Annotated in this window: 20 protein-coding genes; 9 read left to right on the top strand and 11 right to left on the bottom strand. The window is 68.6% G+C overall.

Going from position 1 to position 17,971, the window contains the following annotated elements; translation table 11 throughout:
• Positions 1–11: 11 nt before the first annotated feature.
• The 4 genes from ORI60_RS37330 to ORI60_RS37315 form a co-directional block, all read right to left on the bottom strand.
• Positions 12–2,531, bottom strand: a complete 2,520-nt coding sequence (locus ORI60_RS37330; RefSeq protein WP_266042736.1) for an ABC transporter permease — start codon at positions 2,529–2,531, stop codon at positions 12–14.
• Positions 2,524–3,282 carry an ABC transporter ATP-binding protein gene (locus tag ORI60_RS37325; protein WP_266042735.1) on the bottom strand — a complete coding sequence of 253 codons (759 nt, stop codon included), beginning with the start codon at positions 3,280–3,282 and terminating at the stop codon, positions 2,524–2,526. Before ORI60_RS37325 ends, ORI60_RS37330 begins: the two co-directional genes overlap by 8 nt.
• A 217-nt stretch (positions 3,283–3,499) precedes the next feature.
• Complete coding sequence (locus ORI60_RS37320; RefSeq protein WP_266042734.1) at positions 3,500–3,985, bottom strand: hypothetical protein; 486 nt, start codon at positions 3,983–3,985, stop codon at positions 3,500–3,502.
• Positions 3,986–4,031: 46 nt separating this feature from the next.
• Complete coding sequence (locus ORI60_RS37315; protein ID WP_266042733.1) at positions 4,032–5,009, bottom strand: LLM class flavin-dependent oxidoreductase; 978 nt, start codon at positions 5,007–5,009, stop codon at positions 4,032–4,034.
• Between the two features lie 38 nt (positions 5,010–5,047).
• Between ORI60_RS37315 and ORI60_RS37310 the strand changes: the two genes are divergently transcribed.
• The 4 genes from ORI60_RS37310 to ORI60_RS37295 all read left to right on the top strand — a co-directional run bounded on the left by ORI60_RS37310 (position 5,048) and on the right by ORI60_RS37295 (position 7,712).
• Entirely contained in the window at positions 5,048–5,317 is a 270-nt protein-coding gene (locus ORI60_RS37310; RefSeq protein WP_266042732.1) for a GNAT family N-acetyltransferase, read from the top strand.
• Positions 5,318–5,353: 36 nt separating this feature from the next.
• On the top strand, positions 5,354–6,343 hold the full coding sequence (locus ORI60_RS37305; RefSeq protein ID WP_266042731.1) for an MBL fold metallo-hydrolase: 990 nt from the start codon (positions 5,354–5,356) through the stop codon (positions 6,341–6,343).
• Positions 6,340–7,065 carry a lysophospholipid acyltransferase family protein gene (locus ORI60_RS37300; RefSeq protein ID WP_323055988.1) on the top strand — a complete coding sequence of 242 codons (726 nt, stop codon included), beginning with the start codon at positions 6,340–6,342 and terminating at the stop codon, positions 7,063–7,065. Before ORI60_RS37305 ends, ORI60_RS37300 begins: the two co-directional genes overlap by 4 nt.
• Positions 7,066–7,271: 206 nt before the next feature.
• Positions 7,272–7,712, top strand: coding sequence for a MarR family transcriptional regulator (locus ORI60_RS37295; RefSeq protein WP_266042730.1), 441 nt, complete (start codon positions 7,272–7,274; stop codon positions 7,710–7,712).
• Here the strand turns inward: ORI60_RS37295 and ORI60_RS37290 are convergent.
• The 3 genes from ORI60_RS37290 to ORI60_RS37280 are packed head-to-tail and all read right to left on the bottom strand — an operon-like array spanning position 7,687 to position 10,771.
• Complete coding sequence (locus ORI60_RS37290) at positions 7,687–8,127, bottom strand: response regulator (RefSeq protein ID WP_266042729.1); 441 nt, start codon at positions 8,125–8,127, stop codon at positions 7,687–7,689. The two genes, ORI60_RS37295 and ORI60_RS37290, sit on opposite strands and share 26 nt — an antisense overlap.
• On the bottom strand, positions 8,124–9,629 hold the full coding sequence (locus ORI60_RS37285) for a sensor histidine kinase (RefSeq protein WP_266042728.1): 1,506 nt from the start codon (positions 9,627–9,629) through the stop codon (positions 8,124–8,126). Before ORI60_RS37285 ends, ORI60_RS37290 begins: the two co-directional genes overlap by 4 nt.
• Positions 9,626–10,771 (bottom strand): PP2C family protein-serine/threonine phosphatase, encoded by a 1,146-nt coding sequence (locus ORI60_RS37280; RefSeq protein ID WP_266042727.1) that lies wholly within the window; start codon positions 10,769–10,771, stop codon positions 9,626–9,628. The genes ORI60_RS37285 and ORI60_RS37280 overlap by 4 nt, the downstream gene beginning before the upstream one ends.
• 66 nt (positions 10,772–10,837) lie before the next feature.
• Here ORI60_RS37280 and ORI60_RS37275 point away from each other — a divergent pair, with 66 nt between their 5' ends.
• Positions 10,838–11,323 carry a GNAT family N-acetyltransferase gene (locus ORI60_RS37275; protein WP_266042827.1) on the top strand — a complete coding sequence of 162 codons (486 nt, stop codon included), beginning with the start codon at positions 10,838–10,840 and terminating at the stop codon, positions 11,321–11,323.
• On the opposite strand, the gene ORI60_RS37270 is transcribed toward ORI60_RS37275, so the two are convergent.
• From ORI60_RS37270 to ORI60_RS37255, 4 genes are all read right to left on the bottom strand, one after another.
• Positions 11,258–11,728, bottom strand: coding sequence for a YkvA family protein (locus ORI60_RS37270; RefSeq protein WP_266042726.1), 471 nt, complete (start codon positions 11,726–11,728; stop codon positions 11,258–11,260). The genes ORI60_RS37275 and ORI60_RS37270 overlap by 66 nt on opposite strands.
• A gap of 8 nt (positions 11,729–11,736) precedes the next feature.
• Entirely contained in the window at positions 11,737–12,147 is a 411-nt protein-coding gene (locus tag ORI60_RS37265; RefSeq protein ID WP_266042725.1) for a hypothetical protein, read from the bottom strand.
• A 105-nt stretch (positions 12,148–12,252) separates the two neighbouring features.
• Positions 12,253–12,996 carry an anti-sigma factor family protein gene (locus ORI60_RS37260; protein ID WP_266042724.1) on the bottom strand — a complete coding sequence of 248 codons (744 nt, stop codon included), beginning with the start codon at positions 12,994–12,996 and terminating at the stop codon, positions 12,253–12,255.
• Positions 12,993–13,562 carry a sigma-70 family RNA polymerase sigma factor gene (locus ORI60_RS37255; protein ID WP_030468711.1) on the bottom strand — a complete coding sequence of 190 codons (570 nt, stop codon included), beginning with the start codon at positions 13,560–13,562 and terminating at the stop codon, positions 12,993–12,995. Before ORI60_RS37255 ends, ORI60_RS37260 begins: the two co-directional genes overlap by 4 nt.
• A 114-nt stretch (positions 13,563–13,676) precedes the next feature.
• Here ORI60_RS37255 and ORI60_RS37250 point away from each other — a divergent pair, with 114 nt between their 5' ends.
• The 4 genes from ORI60_RS37250 to ORI60_RS37235 all read left to right on the top strand — a co-directional run bounded on the left by ORI60_RS37250 (position 13,677) and on the right by ORI60_RS37235 (position 17,411).
• Positions 13,677–14,276: a hypothetical protein gene (locus tag ORI60_RS37250; RefSeq protein WP_266042723.1), complete on the top strand. Its 600-nt coding sequence runs from the start codon at positions 13,677–13,679 to the stop codon at positions 14,274–14,276.
• 64 nt (positions 14,277–14,340) lie between these two features.
• Positions 14,341–15,051 carry a DUF4142 domain-containing protein gene (locus ORI60_RS37245; RefSeq protein WP_266042722.1) on the top strand — a complete coding sequence of 237 codons (711 nt, stop codon included), beginning with the start codon at positions 14,341–14,343 and terminating at the stop codon, positions 15,049–15,051.
• Positions 15,052–15,210: 159 nt separating this feature from the next.
• Positions 15,211–16,038 carry a 4Fe-4S domain-containing protein gene (locus ORI60_RS37240; RefSeq protein ID WP_266042721.1) on the top strand — a complete coding sequence of 276 codons (828 nt, stop codon included), beginning with the start codon at positions 15,211–15,213 and terminating at the stop codon, positions 16,036–16,038.
• Entirely contained in the window at positions 16,035–17,411 is a 1,377-nt protein-coding gene (locus tag ORI60_RS37235) for an NAD(P)/FAD-dependent oxidoreductase (RefSeq protein WP_266042720.1), read from the top strand. The genes ORI60_RS37240 and ORI60_RS37235 overlap by 4 nt, the downstream gene beginning before the upstream one ends.
• Positions 17,412–17,971 lie beyond the last annotated feature (560 nt).

Genomic DNA, 17,971 nt, shown 5'->3' with positions numbered 1-17,971 from the left:
TCCTCTTCCACTCACTCGTAGGCGATCGCGTCCAGCACGTTCAGCCTGGCGGCCCTGATCGCGGGCAGGATCGCCGCGATCACGCCGACGAACGCCGCCACCACCAGGTACTGGACCATGGTCATCCACGGCAGTCCGATCTCGGAGATGCCCTGGTCCTTCAACGCCTGCACGGTCGCGATTCCCAGCGCGAGACCGACCGCGAGGCCGAGCACCGCGCCGAACACCGAGATCACCACCGACTCGACGGTGATCATCCGCATCACCTGCGCCCGCCGCATGCCGATGGCCCGCAGCAGTCCCAGTTCACGGGTCCGCTCGATCACCGACAGCGCCAGGGTGTTGATGACGCCGAGGACGGCGATCAGGATCGCCAGCGCCAGCAGGATCTGGATCATCAGCAGGACCGTGTCGAACTGCGAGGTCGTCTGCTTCACGAACGCGCTGCGGTCCTGGACGGTGATCTCCGGGTTGTCCGCGAACAGCGGTTCGACGCGCTTCTGCACGTCTGCCGCCGACACGCCCGGCGCGACCTGCACGAACGCCTGGGCGATCTGGTCGGACCGGAAGTCCTTGCTCGCCGACTCCGGCATCACCAGCGCGCCCTGCAGCACCTGCGACTTCGCCCAGATGAAGCCGACCGAGTAGGTCTTCGGCTCGCCCTTGGCCAGTTGCAGCGTGACCTTGCTGCCCACCGACCAGCCCTTCTCGGCCGCCATCTCCTCCGGCAGCGCGAACTGGTCGTCCTTCAGCGGCGCGATGGTGCCGGACTTCGGCTTCAAACCGAACATCGTCGCCAGCGCGGGCATGTCCGTGACGCCGACGGCGAAGAGCTGGTTCTCGCCCTCGAGCACGCCGTCCTGCGACCAGCCGACCGCCGACTTGACGCCGTCGGTCTTCTCGATCTTCGTCAGGACCTCCCGCTTGAACGTCGCGGCCTCGCCCTCCATCTGGCCCTCGCCGGAGACGATCAGGTCGGTCTGCAGCTGACCGGATGCCAGCTTCTCGATCGACTTGGTCGCCGACGTCAGCACCACGCTCACGCCGGTGATCAGCGAGATGCCGACCATCAGCGCGGCCGCGGTGATCGCGGTGCGGCGCGGGTTGCGCGCGGAGTTGCGGCGGCCCAGCAGGCCCGGCATCGACCAGGACAGCAGGCGGCCGATCAGCGACACCATCGGCTTGGACAGGATCGGCGTCAGCAGCGCGACACCGACGAACGCCACCAGGATGCCGCCGAAGATCAACGGCAGTGAGGCCTGGTTGAAGCCGAACGCCAGCGACGTGCCGCCCGCGGCCGCCACCAGGGCACCGGTGATCGTGATCTTCGTGAGCGGACGGTCCGGCGTGGCCGCCTCGCGCATCGCCGCGACCGGCGCGATCCGCGACGCCCGCAGCGCCGGCATGACGGCCGCGACCACGGTGACGATCATGCCCACCGCGAACGACGAGATGACCGCCGACATCGGCACGCCGATGCCCGCGAGCTGCAGGTCGGTACCGCCCACCGAGCTGAAGATCTTCGCCAGCAGCGCGCCGATGCCGATGCCCGCCCCGAGGCCGACGATCGACGCGATCAGGCCGATCACCAGCGCCTCCAGCACCACGGACCCGATGACCTGCCCGCGTGAGGCGCCCATCGACCGCAGCAGCGCCAGTTCCCTGGTGCGCTGGGCGACGATGATGGAGAAGGTGTTGAGGATGATGAAGATGCCGACGAACAACGCGATGCCGGCGAAGCCGAGCAGCACGTAGTTGAAGAACTTCAGGCCCTCGTTGATCTGATCGGCCTGCTCCTTCGCCAGCACCGCACCGGTCTTGACGTCGTAGCCGGAGCCCAGCTTCGCCGCGACGGCGTCGCGCAGCGCCTCGTCCGTGGTGCCCTGGGCCGCCGTGACGGTGATGCCGGAGAACACGTCCTTCTTGCCCAGCAACAACTGTTGCGCCACGGGCTCGGTGAACGCCACCGACAGCTCGCCGCCCAGCGAGTCGCGGCCGCCCGCGTACTCGTAGACACCGGTGATCTTGAAGGTCTTCTTGGGCTCCAGCGTCAGCAACGCGATGTCGTCGCCCACCTTGAAACCACCGGTCGACGCGAGGTACCCGCCGACGGCGACCTCGTTCTCGGCGGCGGGCGCCTTGCCGTCGCGGATCTTCTCCTGGCCGGTGCCCGTCCAGTTGAAACCGAACCGCGGCGAGCCCGACGTGGTGATGACCTTGCCGTTCTTGCCGATCGGCCGCGCGGACCCCTGCACGTCACCGACGGCCGACGCCACGCCCGCCACCGACTTCACGTCCGTGATCGCCTGCGGCGTCAGCGGTTCGGGCTGTTTGCCCTTCTCCGCCTTCGGCGTCACCGAAACGTCCACATTGGCGAAGGCCGACGAGAACAGGTCGGTGAACGACCGCTGCAGCGTGTCGGTCAGCACGAACGAACCGGACACGAACATCACGCCCAGCACCACCGCGAGCGCGGACAGCACCAGCCGGAGCTTGCGCGAGAGCAGGCTCTTGAGAGTCGCTTTAAACATGCGGCACCGCGACAACTGAGTCGAGGTGCTTCATCGTGTCGAGGACCTCCTCGGCCGACGGCGACAGCAGCTCGCGGACGATGTGGCCGTCCTTGAGGAAGATGACGCGGTCGGCGTACGAGGCGGCGTTCGGGTCGTGCGTGACCATCACGATCGTCTGCCCGAACTCGCGGGCGGACCGCTGCAGGAACCCGAGCACCTCGGCACCGGACTGCGAGTCCAGGTTTCCGGTCGGCTCGTCGGCGAACACGACGTCAGGGCGCGACACCAGGGCGCGTGCACAGGCGACGCGCTGCTGCTGGCCGCCCGACAGCTGCGTCGGCCGGTGGGTCAGCCTGTCCCTCAGACCCACCGTGTCGACCACGACGTCGAACCAGGCCTTGTCGACCTTCTTGCCGCCGATCGCGAGCGGCAGCGTGATGTTCTCCTCGGCGGTCAGCGTCGGCAGCAGGTTGAACTGCTGGAAGATGAAGCCGACCTTGTCCCGGCGCAGCTCCGTGAGCCCGCGGTCCTTCAACCCGGTGACCAACGTGTCACCGACCCACACCTCGCCGCTGGTGACGTCGTCGAGCCCCGCCAGGCAGTGCATCAGGGTCGACTTGCCCGACCCCGACGGGCCCATGATCGCGGTGAACCTGGACTTCTCCAGGTCGACGCTCACCCCCGCGAGCGCGGTCACGGCAGCGTCGCCGGACCCGTAGGACTTCCAAACGTCGACGGCTCTGGCCGCGACTCCATCGGACGCGCTCACTTCTCAGTCCCCTCCTTGGGCTTCGTGCGCACCATCTTCGGCGACACGGGCACACCGAAGGGTCAGGTCTTCCACTGAGATCGACCCTGAGATTAACCCCGGTGCCCCCGCCCCGAGTCGCCGTGCTGAGAGTTCTCTCAGCTGCACCGCGTGCGCGGATGGTCGCAGGAGGAGACGATATTTCACTGGCGCGGCAGTGTCTTCAGCCTTCGGAGGACTACGCCGTCAACTTCCGTCGCATGGGGACGGTCGGTTCCATCAGCCATGAAACCAATTCCACGCGGAGGCCTTCGCGCAGCGCGTTCTCGGCCAGCCAGTGGTCCACGTCGCCGCGATAGGCGCTCGCGGGCCTCGGCCAGTGGGCCAGCCACTCGCCGAACGCCGCGTTGAACGCGATCGGGCCGCCCGGCGGTCGCACGCCGAGGACGAGCACGGGGTCCTCTCCGGTGGCGAGAGAGGCGGCGGTGTCGTACGTGCCACCGAAGAGGATCCGATCCGCTCCCAACTCACGGGCCTTGTCCGCCACCCCGAAGAACGCCGACCCGCGCCCGTGAGCGCGCACCACGAGCTGGTGCGCACGGAAGTCGGTGTCGAGGAACTCGTCGGCGTACGTGCCGTCGTCGGCCAGCACCAGCACGTTCGTGCCGTCGGGGAGCGCCCCGACCTGCCCAGGATGCGTGATGCCGATGACGGTGATGCCCACGCCGTCCATTCTGCTCGGCGAGTGTTAAGCCGTTGCGGCGCTTGCGTTAAACAAGTTTCGGAAGCACTTCGGAGCCGAACAGCCGGATCGTCTCGACGACCGAGTCGTGGGGCATGCCACCGATGTCCACCATCACCAGGTGCGTGTCGATCGACAGGTGCTCCGCCAGCGCGTTGAGCCGTGCCGCCACCTCGTCCGGCGTCCCGCACACCGCCGCGCCGTCCATGATCGAGTCGACGTCGATGTCGCCGTCCCCGCGCCACGGGTCCGCGAACCTCGCGTACTCGGCGAGATGCGGCCGCCAGCGCTCCCGCGCGTCCTCGCGCGCCACGAAGACGTGACTCGGCACGCCCACGCGTCCGGCGGGGAAGCGTTCGCGGTACCGCTGGACCACCTCGAGGTAGATCGACGGGTCCCGCAGCGTCGACGGCAGCATCAGCGGCATCTCCAGCTCGGCGCCCAGGTCCGCCGACACCGCCGACCCCGATCCGATCCACACCGTCGGCCGCGGTGTCTGCACCGGCCGCGGCGTCGTCGTCACGTCGCTCAGCTGACCGCGGAACCGCCCGTCCCAGCTCACCGACGGCTCTTCCAGCAGCTTGAGCAGCAACCGCAGGTGCTCCTCGAACCGCGCCCGCAGCTCACCCGGCTGCACGCCGAACGCCGCGTCGGTCTGCTGGTCGACCCCGCGCGCCACGATGAGCTCGGCCCGCCCGTCCGACAGCACGTCCAGCGTCGCCAGCGCCTCGGCCACCAGCACCGGGTCGCGGTGGGCCAGCAGCGTCACGCCGGTCGAGAGCCGCAGCGTGCTCGTCCGCGCCGCCACCGCCGCCAGCAGCAGCTCGGGCGCGGACACGATGTAGCGGGTGAAGTGGTGCTCGCCGATCGCGACGCCCGCGAACCCCGCCTCCTCCGCCACCACCGCCTGCTCGACCATCGCCCGTAGCCGGTCGGCCTGGGGGACCTCCTGCCCGGTGCACGGGTTGGGCAGGTGGTCACCCAGGATCAGGAGGTAGACGTCCATGCGGGCCATTTTCCATCTTCCGGGGCAAGATGGTTGACGTGGTCACCAACAACAAGGCCGAGAGCCGCTACGAGATCCACGTCGACGGAAAGCTCGCCGGCTTCCTGGAGTACCGCGACGTCGCCGGCGTCCTCGCGCTCGTGCACACCGAGGTCGACGAGGCGTACGCCGGTCAGGGCCTCGGCGCCCAGCTCGCGAAGTACGCGCTGGACGACGTGATGGCGCGGGATGTCAAGATCTCCCCGTTGTGCCCGTTCGTGGCGAAGTACATCGACAAGCACCCTGAATACCGGGTTACTATCCGGTAGGAATTAGTTGCTGTCGCTAACGACGAGGTGGCGAGCGTGTGGAGTGAGCCGGGCGCGTTCGAGGTCGCACCAGGTGTGCACCGGATTCCGCTACCGCTGCCGAACGACGGCCTGCGCGCGGTCAACGTCTACGCGATCGAGGACGGCGACGGCCTGGTCATGGTCGACTCGGGCTGGGCGCTCGACGAGGCGCGCGACCAGCTCGAAGCGGCGCTGGGCACCCTGAACAAGGGCTTCGAGGACATCAAGAGGTTCCTCATCACGCACGTCCACCGCGACCACTTCACGATGGCGGTGTCGCTGCGCAGGACGTTCGGCAGCAGGATCGGCCTCGGTCTCGGCGAACAGCCGTCGCTGCGCCACATGCTGCACGGCCAGGACGACCAGCACGTCGACGACCTGCGCAAATGGGGCGCGAGCGAGCTGGCCGAGACGTGGATCAAGATCATGCACCACGTCGACCGCGGTGAGGCGCTGCGCGACTACGAGGAACCCGACGAGTGGCTCGTCCGCAGCACCGTCGGCCTCGAGCACCGCGAGCTGGAGATCGTCCCGACGCCAGGCCACACCCGCGGTCACGTCGTGTTCGTCGACCACACCGCGAAGGTCCTGTTCTCCGGCGACCACGTGCTCCCGCACATCACGCCGTCGATCGGCTTCGAGCCGCTGCGGCCCGAACTGCCGCTGGGCGACTACATGACGTCGCTGCGGCTCACCCGCGAGCTGCCGGACCTCAAGCTGCTGCCCGCGCACGGCCCGGTGACCGACAGCTCGCACGCCCGCGTCGACGAGCTGCTGCAGTTCCACGAGCAGCGCCTGGAGGAGATCCTCAGGGCTGTCGCGGGCAGCGCGTTCGAGACCGCGCGCAAGATCGGCTGGACCCGCCGCCAGCGCCGGTTCGACGATCTCGACATGTTCAACCAGGTGCTGGCCATCGGGGAGACGGCCGCGCACCTCGACGTTCTCGTCGAACGTGGCGAATTGACCAGAACCCTGAACGCCGGCGTGCTCGAATACCAGGTGTGACACCGCTGGAGCTGGCCGCCTGGACCTGGAAGATGCCCCGCAGGGGCAGGGGATTCTGGTTCTCGCTGGCGATCGACGTCCTGTGGCCCGTCGTCGTGCTGTTCGTGCGCCTCAGGGTGCGCGGCAAGCAGCACGTGCCGGGCGACGGCGGCGTGATCCTCGCGTTCAACCACCTGTCCAACGCGGACACGGTGGCGGCCGTGGTGTTCGCGCTGATGTCCGGCCGGGTGCCGCGCGTGCTCGCCAAGGCCTCCCTGTGGCGCATGCCGGTCGTCGGCTGGGTCATGCGCTCCGGGGGCCACATCCCGGTCGAGCGGGGCACGGTGAAGGCCTCGGAGGCGCTCAGGCCCGCTGTGGAGGCGTTGCGCGACGGCGAGTGCGTGATGGTGTTCCCCGAGGGCACCTTCACCGACGACCCGGAGAACTGGCCGATGAAGGGCAAGTCCGGCGTCGCGCGGATGGCGCTGGAGTCCCGCGTGCCAGTCGTCCCCGTCGCCGAGTGGGGCACCCAGGACCTGCTGCCGAGAGGCAGGGTCCTGCCGAGGTTGCTGCCGCGCAAGCGGGTCGAGGTGGTCGCGGGCGCTCCGGTCGACCTGTCGGACCTGTACGACCTCGATCTCACCGCCGAAGTGCTGGCAGAGGCCACCCGGCGGGTCATGGCGGCCATCACGACCATGCTGTCAGGCATACGTTCGGCTGAGGCGGGTAGCCGAAGTGCATGAGCACGCGAGAGGAATTCGAGTTACGCAGGCAGCGTCGTCCGGGTGGAACGGGGATGTGGGCGCCGGTCATCCCTGAGCCGCGCGAGCCCCAGGAGTGGGTCGTGCAGGCCGACGAGGAACCCGTGATCGTCCGCAGCGTCGACTGAGCGTCCAGACCACCTAGACGCGTCTAGACGTCCTAGACGCGTCTAGCTAGGGTAGACGGCATGGCGCTGGACGAAGAACTGCTGGCCGCGGCGCGGAAGGCGGGCACGGCGTCCGCCGACGCCCAGAACCAGGCCGACATCGCCAAGGCCGTCTACCACCACACCGTGCTGCGGCTGCACCGCGCCGGCGGGTCGATGCGCGAGATCGCGGAGGCGCTGGGCATCAGCCACCAGCGCGTGCACCAGATCGTGGAGCAGTCCAAGCGGACCGAGCGGTGCTGGTTCTGCGGGCGCGGCGCCGCCGACGTCGGCAAGCTGATGGCCGGGCCGGCCGCGCTGATCTGCGATCTGTGCGTCGCCGAGGCCCAGACCGGCGAGGTCGGCGACTGCTCGTTCTGCAGTGAGAGCAAGCCCGTCCACGAGGGGGCGGAGGCCCGGATCTGCCGGTCCTGCCTGGACTTCAGCGCCGCCGTGATCAGCGCGGCAGCTTCACCACGGTGACGAAGAAATCATCGATCTGGCGGACGACCTCGATGAACCTGTCGAAGTCCACCGGCTTGGTCACGTACGCGTTGGCGTAGAGGCTGTAGCTGCGCAGAATGTCCTCCTCGGCCTCCGACGTCGTCAGCACGACGACGGGGATGGAGCGCAGCTCGGGGTCGTTCTTCACCTCGCTCAGCACCTCGCGGCCGTCCTTGCGGGGCAGGTTGAGGTCGAGCAGGATCAGGCCCGGCCGGGGCGCGTCCTCGTACTGGCCCTCGCGGCGCAGGAACTCCAGGGCCTCCACGCCGTCCTTCACCACGTGCAGGACGTTGCGGATCTTGTGGTGCTCGAACGCCTCCTGCGTCATGAGGGCGTCGCCCGGGTCGTCCTCCACGAGCAGGACGTCGATCACGTTCAGGTCAGATTCAGTCATGCGGTTACCTCAACCAGGTCTTCTGCGGCCACGGGCAGGGTGAACTCGAACTGGGTGCCGGAGTCCACATCGGTCTTCAGCCAGATGGTGCCGCCGTGGTATTCGACGATCTTGCGGCACATCGCCAGGCCGATCCCGGTGCCCGGATAGGCGTCCTTGGGGTGCAGGCGCTGGAAGATGACGAAGATCCGATCACTGTACTCCGGCTCGATCCCGATGCCGTTGTCGCGAACGGAGAACTTCCACACCTCGCCGTCGCGCTCGGCGTCGATCGCGATCTCCGGAGCCGACGGTCCCTTGAACTTCAGCGCATTGCTTATCAGGTTCTGGAACACCGCGCTGAGCAGAGTGGCCTCACCTCGCACGGAGGGGAGCTCGCCCACCGTGATGGTGGCGCCGGTCTCCTCGACGCGGTCGGAGAAGTTCTCCACCACCTGGGCGACCAGCTCGTCCAGGTCGATCATGGTGCGTTCGCGGGTGATCCGGCCCACGCGGGAGAACGCCAGCAGGTCGTTGATCAGGCCCTGCATGCGTTTCGCGCCGTCCACGGCGAACTCGATGTACTGGTCGGCGCGCTCGTCGAGCTGGCCGCCGTAGCGTCGCTGCAGCAGCTGGCAGAACGACGCGACCTTGCGCAGCGGTTCCTGCAGGTCGTGCGAGGCCACGTAGGCGAACTGCTCCAGCTCGGCGTTCGAGCGCTGCAGCTCGGCCGACTTCTGGTCCAGCGTCTCGAGCTCCTGCACGATCCGGCGGCGCATGGCGTTCACGTCCTCGCCGAGCATCACGGTCTCCAGTGGACCGTCCGCGTCGATCTCGTGGTCGAAGTCGCCGGAGGCCACCTGCCGGGTGTGCGCGGCGAGGTTCGCCAGCGGCGCGACCAGCAGGCGGTGCAGCAGCACCGACAGCCCGCCGATCGCCACGACCAGCAGCACGCCCATGCCGATCACCAGCCACAGGACGACCTTCGCCACCTGGTCCAGGTCCTCGCGAGCCTGCCGGGCGAGCCCGCCGATGTCGCCGCGCAGTGCCGACACCTCGGCGCGGAGCTGGTCGAACAGCACCTTGCCGCGTTCGATGTCCCCTGCGGCGCCGCCGCCGGACTGCTCGACCCCGGAGACCGTGGGCTCCGCGTATTCCGAGCGCCACTGCCGGGCCAGGACCTCGATTCGGCTGACCCGGCCGTTGACGTCGCCGACGAGCTCGCGCAGGCTCGCGGCCGTCTCGGTCTCGGCCTTCTGGCCGTCGAGGTACGGCGCGAGAAAGTCGTCCTGGCTGGTGAGGACGAAACCGCGCACCCCGGTCTCCTGGTCCAGCAGCGCGCGGTTCAGCTCGTTCACGCGGCGCCCCGCGGGCTCGATCTGGTCGACCGACCGCGACCGCGCGTTGCTCAGGGAGTCGAGGGCGACGACCGTGGACGAGATCGCCACCGCGGTCATGGCCAGCAGGATCGCCACGATGACGCCCAGCAGGCGGCTCGCCGGAAGCCTTTGCGGCAGGTTCACTTTCCGTCCTTCAGCAGCAGGATGGCCACGTCGTCGTCCAGCGTCCCGCCGTTGAGCTCCGTCACCTCCGCGATGACCGAGTCCATCCAGTCGGGGCCGTTCCGCAGATGTCTGGCCAGGATCTCGCAGAGGCGCTCGACCCCGAGCCGGTCGACGTCGTCAGGTACCCGGCCCTCGATCAGTCCATCCGTGTAGCAGGCGAGGGACCAGCCGGACGGCAGCGGCACGTCCACCCCGGTCCACGCGTAGTCGGGCAGCACGCCCAGCGGCACGCCGATCTTCGACTGCGGCAGGTCCACGATCTGCCTGCCGACCATCATCAGCGGTTCGGGATGCCCGGCGAGGAAGTAGCGCGCCGAGCGCCGGTCCGGCGCCACGGTGATCATGCACGCCGTGGTGAAGATGCCCTCACCGTGCCGTTCCGCGACCAGCACCTGGTCGAGCGTCCGCAGCACCTTCTCCGGCGGTTCGCCGGCGAGGACCAGCGCGCGCCACGCGATGCGCAGGCAGACGCCCAGCGCGGCCTCGTCCGGGCCGTGGCCGCAGACGTCGCCGATGATCGCGTGCACGGTGCCGTCCGGCATGCCGACCGCGTCGTAGAAGTCGCCGCCGAGCAGCAGCCGCTGGCCACCGGGCTGGTAGCGGACCTCCAGGTTCACGTCCGAGTTCTGCAGCAGCGGGGGAGGCAGCAGGCCGCGTTCGAGCCTGCTCCGCTCGGCCGCCAGGAGCTTGGCCTCGCGCAGCTGGAACTGGGCGTGGTCGGCGCGGCGGCGTTCGACCGCGTACCGGACGCCGCGCAGCAGCAGTTCGCCGTCGACCTTGCCCTTGATCAGGAAGTCCTCGGCGCCGGCGGCGACCGCGGAGATGCCCTCTCGTTCGTCGTCGAGACCCGTCAGCACCAGGATCGCCGGCGCGTCCGGTTTGGCCAGCAGGCGGTGCAGGCCGTCGAGCCCCTGCGAGTCGGGAAGTCCCAGGTCGAGCAACACGCACTCGGCGTCGGGGAGCAGCCGTTCCGCCTCCGCGAGCGTACGGGCGCGCGCCAGGACGAAAGGCGCGCTCGCTTCTTCGAGCAGCGCCTCGACCAGGAGGGCGTCGCCGTCGTCGTCCTCGACGAGGAGGACGCGCACTGTCTTCGTTCGCATCAGGAAGGAACTTTAACGTTATTCGGCTGCGCCGCTCGCGTCCGACCTACCAGGATTGCGGGCGTGTTGATCCGTCTCGCCCAACCAGCCGAACTTCCGTACCTCCAGGAGATCGAAATCGCCTCCGGAGCACCGTTTCGCGACATCGGGATGCCCGAGATCGCCGACGACGCCCCGATGTCCCTGGTAGACCTCGCCGAGCACGAGGTCTGGGTCGCCATCGGCGCGGAAGGCGTGCCCGTCGCGTTCATCGCGGTCGGGGACGTCGACGGCGCGACGCACGTGCACCAGGTCAGCGTGCACCCCTCGCACGCGCGCCAGGGGATCGGCGCCGCGCTGATCGAGCACGTCACCCGCTCGGAACGCGCTGTGACGCTCACGACGTTCCGCGAAGTGCCGTGGAACGCGCCGTACTACGAACGCCTCGGGTTCCGCGCCGTGGCGGACGTCTCGCCCGGCCTGGCCGGGATCATGCAGGAGGAGGCCTCACGGGGCCTCGATCCCGCGACCCGTGTCGCGATGGTCCTTCTCCCAGCGCAGGTACGAGCCTGAGGCCACCGAGAGACTGCTGAGCAGCCACACGAGGACACCCGCGTCGTCGGTCACGCCGATCACCGGCAGGAACTCCGGCAGGACGTCGATCGGCGACACGAGGTAGACCAGCGCCACCGCCCACATCAGGACCTGGCTGCGCGGCAGTTCCGGGTACTTGCCGCCACGCCAGGTCTTCCACAGCCGCGGCAACGCCTTGACGCGCGCGATCGGGTTCCCGACCGGGCCGGGACCGTTCTGCGCGCGCTTGCGGCGGTTGCGCAGGACGCCGAGCCCCGCGAACACCAGGCCGAGCGGGATCAGCACCCAGCCGACGACCGCCGGGCTGAGCCCGCCCAGCGGGGCGTTGCGGAACAGCAGGATCAGCAGACCTGACAGCGAGATGAACGATCCGAAGACGACCATCTGGCTCCCTAGCTCGGCTCCTGGAAGAGCATCGACGGAATGGCTTTGTGCGGCTGCCTCTGCTGGGCGGGCTCGGGCTCCCTGAGGTCGATCGCACGCTCGGGTTCCTCGGCGGGGGCCTCTTCAACCGCGGGCTTGCGGACGGCCTTCACCGGAGGCGGAACGACCTGGTCCAGAGCGGCGCGCGCGTTGGAGATCCAGACCCGCTGCATGGCCTCGTCCTTGCTGCCGGCCGCGGTGGCCGCGAGTCCGGAGAGGACACCGCGGATGCGCGGAACCAGAGCCGGATGACGCCGGATCGCCTGCCACACCGCGTGATCACCCGGTAGCCGGGCGGACACGAGCCGCGTGACCTGAGCGCGCAGCTCCTCTGTGGACAGATCGAGCCAGCGCTCGACCGCTGACGGGCCTATCGCCACGTAGCCAGCCTTCCCCGAACCTCTGCGGAAAACTCCGCGAACGACAACTGCCCCCACAGGATCTCACGGATCCCGCGGGGGCAGTGGGCTGGTGTCGCGAAAACGTCAGGAAGCCACGACTTCGAGCAGCGTCTTCCCGTTCTCGTCGACGATGCGGAACGTCGCGATCTCGTGCCACCGCATGGCCACGTTCGCGGCCAGCTTGATGGTCTTCTTGTCGCCCGCCACCGGTTCCGGGGCGTACCAGGACGTGACCTGCGCGACACGGCCCGCGCGGCCGACGGCGACGAGCGAACCCCTGCTGGGGCCGGACATGCCGGTGACCTCGATGTCCATCGCGGTCCCCGACGGGGTGTCGGACGCGGTGATCTTCGTGCCCACGCCGCTGTTCGGGTCCTGGTGCTTCACCTCCATCGACGAGTCGTTGGAGTTGTTCGCCACCCTCGTCTGCGACGTCGAGGTGCCGGGGTTCTGGGGCGCCGCCTGGTTCGAACCGTCGTTGCCGCCGCGCACGACCAGTGTCGTGACCACGGCCGTCACCGCCACGACGCCGGCGGCGGCGGCCGCGACGCCCTGGGCGACGAACCACCGTCGGCGCTTCCTGCGCGCCGCGACGGCGTCGAGCATGACCCGCACCGACTTGCCGTCGGGGCGTTCCGGAGCCGTCCCGCGCAGCATCCCGCCGGCGTCGGCCTCGTCGATGAGGTCCGGCACCACCGCGAAGTCGCGCAGGTCAAGAGCACACCGCCGACACTCGGTCAGGTGGTTCTCGAACGCCTCCACCTCATCGGCATCGAGGATGCCGAGCACGTAGGCGGCTACGTCGAGGTGATCTGGTGCCGTTGTCACCGCGTCTCTCCCCGATCGTGCAACGCACGCCGCAACGCACGGAGCGCGTAGTACACCCTCGACTTGACCGTTCCCGGCGGCACACCCAGTGCAGCCGCGGCCTCACCGACGGTGCGGTCCCGCAGATATGTTTCGAGAATAGCCTCCCTGTGTTCCTCGGAGAGACCGTTCATCGCCTCCGCCACGACGATCGCCGCGAGGGTGCGATCCTCTTCGCCGCCGGAGGGCGACTCGTCCGAAGGGGTCAGTTCGAACTCCTGCGGACGGACGCTTCTCTTACGTCTGTCGTCAATGACCAACCGCCTTGCCACCGTGAACAACCACGACCGCAAGAGCACGGGGTCACGCTCGAGTTTCTCGGCGTTGCGCCATGCCCTGACCAGGGTCTCCTGCACGATGTCCTCGGCCCACTGACGATCGTGGCCCGTCAACCTCATGCAGTGTCCCAGCAGGGCACTCCCGAATTCCTCGTACAGCCGACGGATCAACTCTTCCTCGAGAGACCCCGGTCTTGGTGATTGTTCGTCTAACTCGCGTTGACGTCTATGCCGCGCCACGGGGGACATCCTTGCCCCATCAACCGTCTCAAGTCGAGAGGCAAATATTCCTCACGAAGTTCGTGAACCGTTGCCGGATCGTGTCCGTACTCCTCGGTACCCCCGCTGAGAAAGGACCTGCCGATGCGAAGTGGACCAGCCATCACCGCCCTCGCGGCACTGGCTCTCTCCCTCACCGCGTGCGGCAGTGACCAGACCCCTCCCGGAGGGGCGGCCGCCGCCGGTGGCCTGCAGGCCAAACCCGCTGATCTGGAAGGTCACAACAACTACTTCATCGCGAACACCGAGCAGATGGGGTGGTTCGTGATCGACGCCGAGGGCCTGCCCATGTACCGCTACGACAAGGACGTCCCCAAGCCGTCCAAGTCGAACTGCGAGGGCGAGTGCGCGAAGGCCTGGAAGCCGGTCCTCGCGGACAAGACGCCGATGGCGACGGGCGTGGACCCGATCTCCATGGGGGTCTTGACCAGGCCCGACGGCACGAAGCAGCTCACCATCCAGGGCTGGCCGCAGTACACGTTCGCCGAGGACAAGGTCGCCGGCGACATGAAGGGCCAGGGCAAGGGTGGTGTGTGGTGGGTCACCGCGCCCAACGGCGCCAAGATCACCGGCGGGAAGGCCCAGAACAACAGCAAGAGCAGCAGTACGCCGAGCACGTCCCCCAGTTCCGGGACGGCGCAGACGCCGCAGTCAGCGCCTCCTCCCGCGGCGCCCGGCTACTGAGCCCACTGCTCCACGCGATGCATCCCCCTATCGACTTCCTTTGGACAACGAGGACAACAAGACGATGACCAGAGCCCTCGCCACCGTCTTTGCGATGTTGTTCCTCTTCTCCGGTCTGACCGCCACGGCTGCAGCGCAGCCCGCGGACACCGGGGGAGTGATGGACACCCCGTCGGGGCCGTTGACGGCGAACGACCGCGAACTGCTCAACAGGGTGCGCCTCGCGGGCCTGTGGGAGATGCCCATGGGCGAGCTCACGGCCACCAAGGCGTCCAACGCCAGGGTCAAGCAGATCGGCAAGATGATCATGCTCGACCACATGATGCTGGACGCGCTGACGAAGAAGACGGCCGCCGGGTTCGGGCTGACCACGCCCGACGTGCCGAACCCGACGCAGCAGTCGTGGATGGAAGAGATCAACGCGCTCGAAGGCGACGCGTTCGACCAGGCGTTCGTCGCCCGGTTGCGCGCCGCGCACGGCCAGATCTTCCCCTTCATCGCGAAGGTGCGCTCGGGGACCCGCAACGACGTCATCCGCGGGTTCGCCCAGGCCGGCATCGACGTGGTGATGAAGCACATGACGTTGCTGGAGAGCACCGGTCTCGCGGGCGACTCGTCGTTCGCCGAACCGCAGCCCGCGGGCAACATCATCAACGCGACCCTGGCCTCCGGTGAGGGGCCGAACATGTGGGTGATCCTCACGGTCACCGCCGCGGGAGCCGTTCTCACCGTGCTCCTGCTCCGAGTACTCCGCCCGCGACGACCGGTGCGGTGATTCAGCAAGACCCCGTTGCACCACGGGAAACGGAGGTGGTGTCCCAAGGTCAGAGGCACTCCAACGCGGACCTGTTCCCACCCGCCCGGCCCTGATGTGTCCACTCCTGCACCCAGGACCGGGCGGGTTCCCGCGAGAGTTCTATCGGAGGAAGTGTTGTTGTCCAGCCAGATTCCGCTCCTGGTGGCCCAGTCGGCCGAGTTCGACTCGGGTGTCAAGAAGATGGCTCAGCTGTCTGCCAGGCTGGCTTACGTCATGATGTGCGCCACCTTGTCCTGGGGTGTGCTCATCGCGACCGGGTGGGCCGAGAAGCTCACCGGACGTGAAGGACTGAAGAACGGGCACATGGTGCTCGCCTCGTTGGCTATCGCGTTCGGCTGCATCCACGCGTTCGCCTTCACGCTGATCCAGACCGGTACGTTCAGCTTCGTCAAGCTCGTCCTGCCGTTCGTCGACGGCGGTCTCTTCCGGCACGCGCTGGGCATCCTCGGCCTGGAGGTCATGCTCGCGATCGCCGTGCTCGCCTCGATGAGGCACCGAGTCTTCTACCGCAAGTGGTTGAGGTTCCACCAAACGGCGTACATCGCGGTGACGATCACCGTGGTGCACTCCTGGTTCGGCGCCATCGCCAACGGCAACCTGTCCGTTCTCTGGCTGGCCGGCCTCACCGTTCTCGTCCCCACCGCGACCCTGGCCCTGGCCCGGTTCCTCCCGCCCGAGGTGCTGATGCGCATCGGCATGCTCGACGCCGAACGCGGCAAGGAACCCGGTGTCGGCGAGGGCGACGCGATGGACGTGAGCGTCAACAACGAGAAGTGCCACCGCTACGGCACCTGCCAGGCGGAGGCCCCCGACGTCTTCCAGCTGATCGAGGACAACCGCCTGACCTACAACCGCCGTCCGCCCGAGGAGCACTTCGCTCAGGCCAGGTCGGCAGCCCGCGCGTGCCCGATGCGCGCGATCGAGATCAGGGAGCGAGTGAAGTGAGCGAACGGATCGTGGTCGTCGGCGGCGGACTCGGTGGAGTCCGTTCCGCGGAACGGCTGCGGGAGATGGGTTTCGACGGGCAGATCACCATCCTGTCCGCCGAGCGGCACCTCCCGTACCACCGCCCGTGCCTGTCGAAGCAGATCATCACCGGTGAGTGGACCCCGGACGACTCGTTGCTGTCGTTCTCGGGTGACCTCGACGCCGAGTGGCGGCTGAACTCCCCGGCCCTGCACCTGGACCCGAAGAAGCAGTCCGTCTGGGTGCCCGGCGGCGAGGAGATCAAGTACGACGGCATGATCATCGCCACCGGCGTCGACGCCAGGGCGATGGGCGGCGCTCCGCGCCACGACCCGCGGGTGCACGTGCTGCGGACGCTGGACGACGCGATCGCGATCCGCAGGAACATCCGTCAGTCGCAGGGTCTCGTCGCCGTCATCGGCGGCGGGTTCATCGGCTGCGAGCTCGCGTGCTCGGTTCGCCACATGGGCCGCGACGTCGCCCTGATCGTGCGCTCGCCCGCGTTGCTGGGCGGCGTCGTCGGCGACGACATCGGCAAGAAGATCACCGAGGCGCACGTCGAGCACGGCGTGCGCCTGGCCACCGGCGTCGGCATCAAGCACTGGGTGCGCCAGCCCGGCGGCATCGGCATCCACCTGAGCGACGGCCAGGTCTTCTTCGCCTCCTGCGTCGTGCTGGCCGTCGGCGCCTCCCCGGCCGTCGACTGGCTGCGCGGCTCCGGCCTCGACATCTCCGACGGCGTGCTGTGCGACTCCACGAACCACGTGGTCGGAGCCGAGAACCTGGTCGCCTGCGGTGACGTGGCCCGCTGGCCCAACATGCGCTTCAACGGCGTCGTCCGCCGCGTCGAGCACTGGCTCAACGCCGTCGAGGGAGGCCGCGCCGCGGCCGAGAACCTCCTGGTGGGCCGCAACCACGCCAAGACCTACACCCCGGTCCCGCGCTTCTGGACCGAGCAGTACGGCATGCGGGTGCAGGGCGCCGGCCTGCCCGTCCTGGGCACCGACACCACCGACGTGAACGGACTCACCGGCTTCATCGCCAACGGCAAGCTCGTCGGCATCGTGGGTCTGGAGTCACCGGGCAAGATCATCACCGAGACCCCGGAACTCTTCCGGCAGAACACGGTCGAGACGAACGTTCCAGTGTGGACGCAGCCGGAACCGGCCGCGGCCGAGGCACCGGAGGTCCTCCCGACCGCCATGATCCCGGTTCCCGAACCGGTCGCCGCCCACGCATCATCCGTTCCCCCGTCCGTCTCGTCGTCGATGTCGCCGCCATTGCAGCGGCGGAGGCATTCGCGCTCGAGGCCGGAGATGGTGCGAGTGGGCGGAGGGCGCGCGAGGCCCTAACCAGGTGGTGGAGGACTTCAGGCAGCCGGTACAGGGCAAGCGGGAACGGCGAACTCCGACGTCGCCCGCGTGGCCAGGTGGCGGACCGATGACGTCACGCGGCGATGCGCTCGTTCCCGCGCCGGCGGCCTGAACCTTCCTCTCGCGCGTCACCGGCGGTGTGGCGGCTCGGAGGGCTCCCGAGTCGCCACACCGGCCTATTTGTTTTGGGTTGTTTTTGGCGGGGGTTGCCTTGCCCGTTGCGGGTGGTCGGCTTGCGGGTGGCGGCTGTGCGGGTCGGCTTGCGTTGGCTTGTCGCGTTCCAGCGGGGTGGTCACCTGCCGGGCGGGCGGTCACCTTGCGAGGGCTTGCGGGTTGGCACCGGTGCGGGTCGGCTTGCGGGCGCTTGTCGCGTTCCAGCGGGGTGGTCGCCGATGCGTTCGGGTCGCCTTGCGTGGGTGGTTGGGCGGGCAGTACCGGGCCGGTGTGGGTCATCGCCGCTGCGCGTCGATAGCGATTGGGGCTTGACCTTGAGCCTCTGGCGGGATGCTTGACGGCCGGAAAAGGCCGGGCTGAAAAGC

The sequence above is a fragment of the Lentzea sp. NEAU-D7 genome (genome assembly GCF_026242055.1).
Lineage (GTDB): Bacteria > Actinomycetota > Actinomycetes > Mycobacteriales > Pseudonocardiaceae > Lentzea.
Note: the sequence above shows the minus strand (reverse complement) of the source record. Positions and strands in the feature narration are given on the sequence as shown.